Below are 11,208 nucleotides of genomic sequence, written 5' to 3'. Positions count from 1 at the left end.
GTAATTTTTCTATTTTGAGCAGAATGTTTCGCTTATTGCTAATATAAGCGCTGTAACGCCATAATTAAATAACTCGCTAATTAAGCCCAAATAAGGAATTTTCATGAGTGCCGGCATTAAATATGTAACTGACGCCTCTTTCGAACAAGACGTCCTCAAGTCTGATAAACCTGTTCTGCTCGACTTCTGGGCTGAGTGGTGCGGTCCCTGCAAAATGATTGGCCCAATCTTGGAAGAGCTTTCTGGCGAGTACGGCGATAAGTTGCAAATTGCCAAAATGAACGTTGACGAGAACCAAGGCGTACCTGCCCAGTTCAATATCCGCGGCATTCCTACCCTGATTCTTTTCAAAAATGGCACTGTAGCTGCTCAAAAAGTAGGCGCTTTGGCCAAGTCTCAGTTGACTGCATTTATTGATAGTCATCTCTGAATAGTCCTGCACCACAGGTTCTCCCCTTGAGCCTGTGGTTTTTACCCTGTTGCAGCACTTGTCAGACCCATTTTTTAGTGTAGTATTGCATCTAACAGTAGTTCAGCGCTTTCTCTAGAGCGCTCCTTCCCAGTAATTTATCCCCCCTTCTTTAGCAAATTCAAAAATTCTGTTTTTCCACATCTGTCTGAACTGATTCAGCACAGCGAACGCCCAAAACACATTCCCTTTATTTATTTTTATCTTTACCAACACCCGAGAACCACATGCAATTAACTGAACTCAAAGGCCTCCACGTATCCGCTCTGCTCGAAATGGCAGCTGGCTTGGAGATTGAAAATACACAACGGATGCGCAAACAAGAATTGATGTTTGCCATTTTGAAGAAACGTGCAAAGGCTGGTGAAACCGTATTTGGCGATGGCACATTAGAAGTATTGCCGGATGGTTTTGGATTCTTACGCTCTCCCGAAGCCTCTTACATGGCTTCCCCTGATGATATTTACATCTCTCCTGCGCAGATTCGCCGCTTCAACTTACATACTGGTGACAGCGTAGAAGGTGAAGTTCGCACCCCGAAGGATGGCGAGCGTTACTTTGCACTGGTAAAGGTCGACAAGATCAACGGTTTGGCTCCAGAGGCCCTCAAGAACCGCATCATGTTCGAAAACTTAACACCGCTCCACCCGAACCGCGTCATTAGCTTAGAGCGTGATATCAAGGCCGAAGAGAATCTCACCGGCCGCATCATCGATATGATTTCGCCAATTGGTTACGGTCAGCGCGGCTTAATCGTGGCATCTCCAAAGTCTGGTAAGACCGTAATGATGCAACACATCGCGCATGCGATTTCTGCAAATAATCCAGATGCCATTTTGATTGTGTTGCTCGTAGATGAGCGCCCTGAAGAAGTTACTGAAATGCAACGCTCCGTTCGCGGTGAAGTTGTTGCCTCAACCTTTGATGAGCCAGCTGTGCGTCACGTTCAAGTTGCCGAGATGGTGATTGAAAAAGCAAAACGTTTGGTAGAGATGGGTAAAGACGTCATCATCTTGCTAGACTCCATCACGCGTTTAGCCCGCGCCTACAACACCGTAGTACCTTCCTCAGGAAAAGTACTCTCTGGTGGTGTGGATGCCAATGCATTGCAACGTCCAAAACGCTTCTTTGGTGCAGCACGAAATATTGAAGAAGGCGGCTCATTGACCATCATTGCTACCGCACTGATTGAAACCGGTAGCCGTATGGATGACCTCATTTATGAGGAATTCAAAGGTACCGGCAATATGGAAGTTCACCTTGAGCGTCGCCTGGCTGAGCGTCGTGTTTACCCGTCAATCAACCTGAATAAGTCAGGCACCCGTCGCGAAGAACTCTTGGTCAAAGCCGAGAATCTTCAGAAGATTTGGGTATTGCGCAAGTTATTGGCCGATATGGACGATATCGAGGCAATGAACTTCATCGTAGATAAGCTCAAATCCACTAAAAACAATGGTGAATTCTTCGACCTCATGCGTCGCGGAGGCTAATTTAGACCCCCTAGGGGTCGTTTTTAGGCATAAAAGGGGCTTTTTAGCCCCTTTTGCTTTGCCTGACGGCGCTTTGTTGTTGATTTCATGGCATAATTTCGCTTTTGCTACATCTGTAGCTGCTTTTAAAACCTGGGAAAGTATTTAGGTTAAGAAGTTGGATTTAACTTAAACGGCTACCCGCTAATAGGACTCAAAATGAAACCTGGCATTCACCCCGAATATCGTGAAATCGTCTTTGTTGACGTTTCTAACAATTTCAGCTTCAAGACTCGCTCCACAATGGCTACTAAAGAAACCATTAAGTGGGAAGATGGCAATGAATATCCATTGGCCAAAATTGAGACTTCATCTGAATCACACCCTTTCTACACCGGCACCCAAAAAATCATGGATACCGCTGGTCGTGTTGAGAAATTCCGTCAGAAATTCGGTAGCAAGGCTGTTGCTAAAGCTACTGGTGATGGCGCTGCTAAAACAGCTGAGAAAAAAGCTGCTGCTGCAGAAGCTAAAGCCGCTGAAAAGCCAGCCAAGAAGAAGGCTTAATACACCTCAAATTCGCAGGGTATGGCAATGCCCTTCTCTGCGAGATAATCAAGGCAGCGTTTGCTGCCTTTTTTTATTTTTGATTTTGCTTAAATAGAGTTCATGGTCAAACTAACTGCTGCCGCCACCAAGTCAATTCCACGCATCATTATTTTTGCGCTGACTCTGATTTATGGTTTTGCTGGCCTTTTCTTTAGAGACCCCTGGAAGAATGAGGATGCCATTGGTTTTGGCGGCATGTGGACCTTGTTTCGCGGGAACTCAATTGACTGGGTTGTTCCACACCTAGCAGGCCGCGATCTTTCGTTAGGCACCCCACTGCCTTACTGGATGGGTGCCACCCTCATTGATTTGTTTGGACGCTTTATTGGTGCTGCAAATGCAGCACGTCTTTATTCCGCGATTTGCTTCTTTGCTGCCGCCTTGGCAATTTGGTATGCGACCTACTTACTGGGACGTCGTCGTGAAGTGCAACCAATGGCCTTAGCAGTCGGCGGTCAGCCAGACCTCAAGAGCTACGGCATGACACTAGCCGATGGTGCACTCTTAATCTTCTTAGCATGCGTAGGTTTAGCGCAACGCGCCCATGAAACTACTCCCATGATGGCGCAACTCATGGGCATCAGTATTGTCTTGTATGGCACCGTCCGTGGTTTAGATAAACCCTGGCAAGGCGGCCTCTGGACCGGTTTTGGCATCACGATTGTGGCGCTCTCGAGCAATCTGAGTCTGAGCTTAATCATTGTGAGTTCCACGATTATTGCTGTGATCGCCAGTAACGCGAAATTACGTTTTCGCTGGACACTTGCCAGCACGGTACTCGGCCTCATCGGATTTGCGATTTGGCCTGCCATTTGGTATCTCACAGGTTTACCAGTAGAGTGGCGCCATATTGCCGAAGAAGGCTGGCGCAATATGCCAGAGATGCGCGCCACCCCTTCTATAGAATCCCTCGGCTTTTTGAGTGTGAACTTTTGGGCTTATGCCTGGCCAGTGTGGCCTCTCGCTGCGATCTCTTTGGCGCACTGGGGTCGCATGAAGGAAGCTGGCGCTTGGCGCGCACCGCATCTTTGCATTCCACTGAGCTTATTTATTGGCAGCTTGATTTATGTACTGTTTCGCCTTGAGGCCAATGAGCATGACTTGATGATTTTGATACCCAGTCTTTCGATCATTGCTGCATTTAGCTTGCCCATTCTCAAGCGTAGTGTCATTAGTTTTATTGATTGGTTCGCATTATTTAGCTTCACACTCATTGCACTAGCCATTTGGATTATTTGGATAGCCAAAGTCACTGGCTATCCAGAGACCACTGCGGCAAACATCACTCGCTTACTCCCCGGTTTTGAGGGGCAATTTAATGTCTTGGCATTTGTCATTGCACTAGCAATTACAGGCGTGTGGTTGGCGATTGTGCGCTGGAGAACCTCACGTGCCCCAAAAGAGATCTGGCGCTGCCTCATCATTTCAGCTTCCGGCACCACACTCATGTGGGTTCTATTAATGACCCTGTGGTTGCCAACGATTAATTACGCCAAAACCTATCGCCAGGTTTCTGCACGCCTATCGCAAGTAGTTCCCTCCGGTGCTGGCTGCATCAATACCAGCAATATTGGCCTGGCGCAGCTTGCTTCATTTGATTACTTCACCAAACTCACTTTACGTGATGATCCGAACTGTCCATGGATGCTGACGCACAATCAATCTGAAGCAAAAGCATACGCTCAACTCAATAATAAAAAGCTACACCTACTCTGGGAAGATCGTCGCGCAGCAGACCGCGACGAACGCCTACGCCTTTACGAAGTCGTTCCGGAGTAATGCGTGCTGCACTTTAAACTATCGCGCTTGCGCGAGGACATCCCCGCTCTACTCAGACTGGCTGGCCCTCTATTAATCGGCCAGCTAGCGGTGATTGCCTTTGGTGTTCTAGACACCGCCATGACCGCCCGCTACTCCGCCGAAGATCTGGCTGCGCTGGCAATGGCCTCCGCCATCTTCATCAGCATATATGTTGGCCTTACTGGCGTTATCTCTGCGCTTGCTCCAATTGCTGGGCAGCTATTTGGAGCTAAACGTTTTAGCGACATTGGCGAGGAAGTGCGTCAAGCAACCTGGCTTGCAGTAGGCCTTACCGTACTAGGCTGTTTCATTCTTCTCAATGCTGATCATCTCTTAGCCATCTCGCGTGTGAGCCCTGATATTGAAGGTAAGGCCCGCCTCTATCTCAACATCCTTGCTTTGGGTCTGCCAGCTAGCATGGGCATGCGTGTCTTAATGGCACTGCACAATGCTGTCTCACGACCTGCTGTGATTACCGTAGTTCAGCTCATCGGCTTAGGACTCAAGCTACCGCTTAACCTCCTCTTTATCTATGGCGGCTTAGGTATCGAAGGCATGGGTGGCCCAGGTTGTGCAGTAGCGACCGTCATCATTAACTGGTCTTGGTTGCTCATGACCTTGGGCTTTGTTCTGTTTGATCGTTTCTATCGACCTTTTCATATTTTTGAACGTTTTAGCGCACCGGACTGGCATCGGATCTGGACTTTGCTCAAGCTAGGCGCTCCGATTGGCTTTAGCTATTTGATCGAAGTAACTTCATTTACTTTCATGTCTTTATTTATTGCTCGTCTGGGTACCACTGCTTTAGCAGGCCATCAGATTGTCGCCAATATGGGCACTGTCATTTACATGGTACCCCTATCCCTATCCATTGCTACGATGACTTTGGTATCGCAATCGATTGGCGCAAAAAAACCTGAGCGCGCAGAAGAGATCGGTTGGTCCTCCGTCTTTTTTACCACCACGCTGTGCATCACCATTGGCATTGCTGTGTGGGTATTTCGCATGCAATTACTGGATCTATACGACCCACCCGCTGCAGTCAAAGTATTTTCAGTGCCGCTATTTTTATTTATTGCTTTTTATCAAGTCTTTGATGCTTTGCAAGTAACTGCCGCTTTTATTCTGCGCGCCTATCGCATTGCTTTTTGGCCTATGGTGATCTATGCAGGCTCTTTATGGGGTGTTGGCCTAGGTGGCGGCTATTTGATGGGCTTTAATGTACTGGGCAATACACCTGCCTTCTTGCAAGGTGCTAACGGTTTTTGGGCTGGCAACAGCATCAGCCTAGGCTTAGCCGCTTGCTTACTGCTCTACCTCTTTAGAAAAACGGCGGAGCGCTATGAAAAAACGCATCCGCCGGTAGAGGTCTAAACCCTTCGTTCAAGGGCGAGGTCATTGCTGACGATTACTTATATACCTTCAAAGTAGTTGCATCATCATCAAGGCGCCTTTTGAGATTCCGGCGCTCACCATCAGATCCTGGATTATTGGTAATGAAATTTTGTGAGGCGAGATTCTTGCGCACATCTTCGGCCAAATCATTCGCAGCGAGTTTCATTAACTTTGCCATCGACGCTTTAAAGCCATTGTCTTTGCCATCGATTCGGACTGCTTTGCCGTCGCCTGAGGCGACAAAAGAGGCTACGATTTGGTTGTTTTGAGTATCTACAACGTTAAAGTCTACGGTCACCTCTAGAGCCACTTGCTGAGAGCTAGACTTGGTACCTGGAATGTCATCCACATTATCAGTTACTGAGATTTCTGCGAGGACACCATAGAGCACGTAATTGGCATCGCCAAAATCACCTGCCTTAATGCGTTTTACGATATCAAAGTACTCATCCCCCTGATTTGGCATCGCCGGAGAAGGCTTGGCTTGCACAACTTTATAGCCAGACTTAATTAATAATCCCCGAATCGGATTAGCTAAGTAACGCAACTCTCCATATTCCACATTAGATTGGTAGCCCGACTTCTTCTGTGTTTGGGTGTTTTGCGAATTTTGAGAGCTATTACCGGAAGCGTCTGGTATTGGCGCAGACTCAACAAGGGGTGCAGTGGACTTTGGATCCGCCAAATTGGTAAACTTCACTGGAAACGCCGAAGAATTCGGGCCGCCAGTCAATGCTGAGGCATTGGCTTTATCTGCGTCGACCTCAATGGTTTTGGGTGTGATGGTAGATCTTGTATTGTTATCTGATGTAACTCTCGTCTCTTCAATATAGGTGAGATTCTTACCTTCTTTTTTGAAGTAAATATCCGTCACTGCAATCGACTTCGATTCCGCTTTGAGTGTTTCTGCGGTGAGCACCGGATTCTTGGGTGGATCAGCAGGTACCTGCCCCACAATTTCAGATTCCGGCTTTACTAAAGGGGTTTTAGAGGCGCAGCCAGAGAGCAAGATCAAACTTGCGCTAGCGCAACTCAGAATAGCAAACTTATTCAAACGCATAGAGAACACTCTCATTCTTTCAGTGGAACCGCAATTAGCGGGTAGCAGTCTTACGAATCTCTTTTTCGTCAGCCCACTCTAATAAACCAGACTCGTTATTGATCAGATTCAAATTAAATACGTAATACACATCTTTCACGTCTTTATTGGTCTTCACGATGGAGGCAATCGAGCCTTCAATACGGTATTGGGCGCCCTGCATATTGCCAGTTTTAGCGATAGTACTGTTCTTATAGAGCCCAGACTGGTTTTGACGTTTTAATTCATCCGTTTGATTTTGCATTTCAGAAACGCTGACCGCAAAACGTACTTGGCCACTCTTAACGAGCTGGGTGCGAATCTTATCGGTAATCACGCGGGTATCAATGTATTCTGAAGTCTTATTTTTCACGTCAGCTAAGGTCACGATCGGAGCATCTTTGCTGCCTGAGATGGCTTTCGATTGCAACAATGACCTAGTCATGGACTCAGCAATCATCTGTAAATCTGTTGAGCCATAATTGGCATTCACTGTTTCCACTTCTTTGGCATCGCCATAACGCACCTGCGGGCCAGAACAAGCCGCTAATAAAGCAGCAGATAGCATCAAAGCACTCAATTGAATAGTTTTAGCGTGTAGTTTCATGATTGGTCTTTAAATTATTTGTATTGGTTTAACTCAAAACGAAAATCGGTGGCATCCGGCGTCGGTGCAATACCCATGATAACGGTCGACTGCCCTTTGCCAATGGTCACGGGCTTCCATGCCTCTTCATCGGTAACAGCCATTCCGTTCTTGCCAATCCATTTAAAGCGATAGGCCACTAAATTAGATTTGCTGTCATTTTGAATCGTGACTTGCGCTGTTAATACGCCATTACGCATCAAGCTACGCATATCCGTAATCTGAATGCTATCTGTATCACCCATCCGCACGGTCATGTCTTTCATAGAGGGTGTCGAGCTACAAGCCGCCAGTACTATCGCCGCCAGAAGAATCGCAAGATATCGTTTCATATAAGGTCTTTCTTTGTTGCTTTCTCAATACCGCTTAATTAAATAACTGCTGAATGCTATCAAACAGCGAGGGTGCTTCATAGGGCTTTGACCCTTCCATATTACTGCTAGCTGGCTTGGGTGTGGGCTCTGAAATGGGACTGGCGATAACTGGCTCAGGATTCCCACTGGTTAGCTTCGGGCTAGCAGCGGGCTCTTTAGTTGTGCTTGGTACTGAAACGCTCGCTTCCGCAACCGGTTTGGATGGCAATGCATTCGGATCATTCGAAACCAATACGCTCGCTTTGTTACGGAACATGCGGATATAAACCAAGTTGTACCCACCAACGAGGTTCACCGTTTGGCTTTGGGTCAGCCCAGAGGGCAAGGTGTATTTGAGGGTCGTTGGACCAATTGGTAAACCCATTCTAGCCATATAGGTCTGTGCAGGCAAGGTTGACCAGTGCCGCACATCGGTGACATTAATCGCTTGCAAACTGTAGCCTGTAATCATAGAAGCAATCGCCCCAATAATGGCAGCATTGCCATTATTTTGGTTGTTCTTATTATTTCTGTTGGCCGCTTGTTGTGCCGCTCGATCTGCTGCAAACTGTGCAGCCAAAGAAACCATGGCGCGCGAAGAGGCCCGCAATACGTAGCTTGGCATCTCATCTTTTAAATTCTTTCTGGCCATGGCATCAATATTGGCAACCAACTCAAGATTAGCCGTGCGATCTCCCAATTGAATAGCTGTAGGCGTATAACGCTCAGTAGACTTTTCAATGACAGGGAAAGTGAGCGTAATCAGTTTTGAATTGCCTCCAAGATTGAAGGACTGGCTAATTCGGTAAGGCGTGATTTTTGGCATATAGCCGGTATCAACAATGATTAAGGTGTCCGCAAAACTCTTCTTGCCTCGGTTGGCAACATTGGTCTCCAGCTTGGCAATACTGGTTTTGAAAAAGCTGACCGATGGACGCAGCTCAATAGCCAAACGATAGCCTGGGGCCGCCAAGCTGGTTTCACCCTGAGATTCATGAATAAAACCCGATAAGTAATAGGCTGCTGGATTTTGATAGGAGTTTTTAAGACTCCGCGTATCCTCGTCGTCTAGTAAATTCACAGGATATCCATTGATATCCTCAATACGACTGGTTGATCCTTGTGTATTCGGATTTGATTGCTGTTCTTGCTCGGTTTTAGAAACCGCTGCGACGCGAGTCTGAATCAGCTGCTCAATAATCTTTTCGCGTTGAGCCATTTTTTTGGCCTCCACCATCGCATCATTCCAATTGCCTTGCGCAAGATGGTTAAGTGCCAACGTTTGACTTAAGAGGGTAATCTCGTAAGGTTTAGGATCATAGTTGCTACTAAACCCTTCTGATAGGGCATAAGCACTGGCATCTGAAAATGAACGCTGGAGTTTTTCACTGGTTTGCATTCCCCAGCGCTCTACTTGCTCATCGGCAAGCAGAAGATTTTGCGTGCTATTCGGAATTTGCTTGGGGCCCTGCAAGCGCTGTACTTCGCCAAGCTCTAAGTAATAGAGCGTATTTTTATCCTTAAAGGCATCTTGAATAGCTGCAGTCGTATTTTGTAAATCACCATTTTTAAATTGCTCCTTAGAGTCATTCATCTTGAGTTGCTGAGTCTGCGTCGCACAGCCAACCAAGAAGATGACAGCCAGAATTAAGCTGAATTTAGAAAGGTTTAATGCTGAAAATTTAAGCAAATGGGTTCAATCAAGAAAATAGGCGCTACTCATACTGTATTTAACGCTCAAAGACACTAAAAGCTGACAGAAAAATCAGGGCTTTCCGCTAGATTATTGGTCTAATTTTGCGCCCGACTGCTGAACTACCCTACTCCACTTCACTGACTCCTGATGAATCAGCTTTGCCAGGTCTTTGGGGCTAGAGGGGGCGGGCTCAAGACCGCTAGCCAAGAGGCGATTTTTAATCTCTGGGCTATTGAGTGTTCGTTGCGTCATTTGATTCAGGCGTTTTTGAATGCTGGGGGGTAGATTCGCGGGCGCCATTAAAGAAAACCAGCTTACTGCCTCAAACCCGGTAAGCCCCTGCTCGGCCATAGTAGGAATTTCTGGTGCTGCAGGAGAGCGCTTCAGAGTGGTTACTGCTAAGGCCTGAACCTCTCCAGCCTTAATTAAGGGTAGGGATGAGGAGAGGTTGTCAAAGAGCATGGAAATGCGACCACTCACCAAATCGGGCAAAGATTGCGCTCTACCTTTATAGGGAATATGACGAATCTGCACTCCCGCCATTTCCTTAAACAGTTCACCAGACATGTGCAAGGAAGTACCAATACCGGAAGACCCAAACGTGAGTTGATTGGGTTTATTTTTAGCTAACTCAATGAGCTCATGCACGTTACTGACACCCAAGCGCTTGTTCACAATCAAGACATTGGGTGTGCTCGCTAAAAAACTAATGGGCGTGAAATCCTTAATAGGATCAAAGGACATTTTGTCGTAGAGAGCACCATTAATCGCATGAATACCCACTGTACCAATTAATAAGGTGTAGCCATCAGGCTCACTCTTGGCAACCACATCAGCTCCAATATTGCCACCAAAGCCAGGGCGATTTTCAACGACAACGGGTACGCCTAAATTGCGCTGCCAACTCTCCGCTAAAACACGCGCCAAGATGTCGGGAGCGCCACCTGGGGTAAAGCTCACAATAATGCGGATAGGTTGCTTAGGCCAAGCAGGATTCGATTGAGGTGAGGTATTTGGCTGCGCCTGCACAATGGAGGCGACAAATAGAAAAGCAGGGAATAGATTTTTAAGTGCTTTGAACAATGGCATCACATGCAGACCCAAACCCACCTTGGGTAAAGCCACTTAAAAACCAAATCGTGAACGCAACCAAAGCCAACCATCGTATCTCACCGGGTCATCAGCACAGGGGCCAAGACCACACTCTAATAGCGTAGAGACGAGATTGACAAAAACGATCAGAATAAAAATCACAATGAGCGAGTTCGCGAACCACGTACGTGAGCGCACCTCTCTATTAGGCAGCATTAATAAAATCGCCAAGCCCGCCAATAGGCCCATATAACCTACAAAAGCCCAAGTATAGAAGTGCAGCTCCAAGAAGGTGGCACCAAATCCCTTATCGCCCGGCAAAATGTGCAGCAGCACTTGACGCAATGACACCGTCATGCCAACTAAACCACCAATAATTCCCCAGCCGTAGTGTGCTGAGTGAGCACCGCAACGAATGTTGAGCACTAAAGCAAAACCGATGATGACAAAACCAACCCGCTGCATTAAACACAATGGGCATGGTAATTCGCCGTAATAAAACTGATCGACAAATGCGTATGACAAAGTACCAATCACAGCCAATAAGGCCAATTGGTTACCAAGCTCAGCCAAGGAAGGAAAGGAATTTTTTCTCACGATG

At 46.9% G+C, this 11,208-nt stretch carries 11 protein-coding genes; 5 read left to right on the top strand and 6 right to left on the bottom strand.

All coding sequences use genetic code 11. The features are described 5' to 3' along the window. Window positions 1-103: 103 nt before the first annotated feature. The 5 genes from trxA (at window position 104) to ICN24_RS04665 (ending at window position 5,721) form a co-directional block, all read left to right on the top strand. On the top strand, window positions 104-430 hold the full coding sequence (trxA, locus tag ICN24_RS04685; protein WP_068948270.1) for a thioredoxin TrxA: 327 nt from the start codon (window positions 104-106) through the stop codon (window positions 428-430). Between the two features lie 266 nt (window positions 431-696). After that, complete coding sequence (gene rho / locus ICN24_RS04680; protein WP_216221703.1) at window positions 697-1,959, top strand: transcription termination factor Rho; 1,263 nt, start codon at window positions 697-699, stop codon at window positions 1,957-1,959. Between the two features lie 198 nt (window positions 1,960-2,157). Then, window positions 2,158-2,505: a type B 50S ribosomal protein L31 gene (locus ICN24_RS04675; protein ID WP_216221701.1), complete on the top strand. Its 348-nt coding sequence runs from the start codon at window positions 2,158-2,160 to the stop codon at window positions 2,503-2,505. A gap of 102 nt (window positions 2,506-2,607) precedes the next feature. Then, window positions 2,608-4,326: a glycosyltransferase family 39 protein gene (locus ICN24_RS04670; protein ID WP_216221700.1), complete on the top strand. Its 1,719-nt coding sequence runs from the start codon at window positions 2,608-2,610 to the stop codon at window positions 4,324-4,326. Window positions 4,327-4,329: 3 nt separating this feature from the next. Beyond that, window positions 4,330-5,721, top strand: a complete 1,392-nt coding sequence (locus ICN24_RS04665) for an MATE family efflux transporter (RefSeq protein ID WP_216221697.1) — start codon at window positions 4,330-4,332, stop codon at window positions 5,719-5,721. 34 nt (window positions 5,722-5,755) lie between these two features. Here the strand turns inward: ICN24_RS04665 and ICN24_RS04660 are convergent, their stop codons facing one another. The 6 genes from ICN24_RS04660 to ICN24_RS04635 all read right to left on the bottom strand — a co-directional run bounded on the left by ICN24_RS04660 (window position 5,756) and on the right by ICN24_RS04635 (window position 11,204). Continuing rightward, window positions 5,756-6,802 (bottom strand): hypothetical protein, encoded by a 1,047-nt coding sequence (locus ICN24_RS04660; protein WP_216221696.1) that lies wholly within the window; start codon window positions 6,800-6,802, stop codon window positions 5,756-5,758. 34 nt (window positions 6,803-6,836) lie between these two features. Next, entirely contained in the window at window positions 6,837-7,427 is a 591-nt protein-coding gene (gene lpoB / locus ICN24_RS04655; protein ID WP_216221694.1) for a penicillin-binding protein activator LpoB, read from the bottom strand. A 14-nt stretch (window positions 7,428-7,441) separates the two neighbouring features. Then, window positions 7,442-7,798 carry a YcfL family protein gene (locus ICN24_RS04650; protein ID WP_216221692.1) on the bottom strand — a complete coding sequence of 119 codons (357 nt, stop codon included), beginning with the start codon at window positions 7,796-7,798 and terminating at the stop codon, window positions 7,442-7,444. A 34-nt stretch (window positions 7,799-7,832) separates the two neighbouring features. After that, window positions 7,833-9,413 carry a COG3014 family protein gene (locus tag ICN24_RS04645; RefSeq protein WP_255532564.1) on the bottom strand — a complete coding sequence of 527 codons (1,581 nt, stop codon included), beginning with the start codon at window positions 9,411-9,413 and terminating at the stop codon, window positions 7,833-7,835. A gap of 189 nt (window positions 9,414-9,602) precedes the next feature. Further along, window positions 9,603-10,640: a Bug family tripartite tricarboxylate transporter substrate binding protein gene (locus ICN24_RS04640; RefSeq protein ID WP_370623101.1), complete on the bottom strand. Its 1,038-nt coding sequence runs from the start codon at window positions 10,638-10,640 to the stop codon at window positions 9,603-9,605. Beyond that, complete coding sequence (locus ICN24_RS04635; RefSeq protein ID WP_216221688.1) at window positions 10,641-11,204, bottom strand: disulfide bond formation protein B; 564 nt, start codon at window positions 11,202-11,204, stop codon at window positions 10,641-10,643. It abuts the gene before it with no gap. Between the last annotated feature and the right edge of the window lie 4 nt (window positions 11,205-11,208).

The sequence above is a fragment of the Polynucleobacter sp. UK-Kesae-W10 genome (assembly GCF_018881575.1).
Classification (GTDB): domain Bacteria; phylum Pseudomonadota; class Gammaproteobacteria; order Burkholderiales; family Burkholderiaceae; genus Polynucleobacter.
This window is presented reverse-complemented; position numbering and strand designations above follow the sequence as displayed.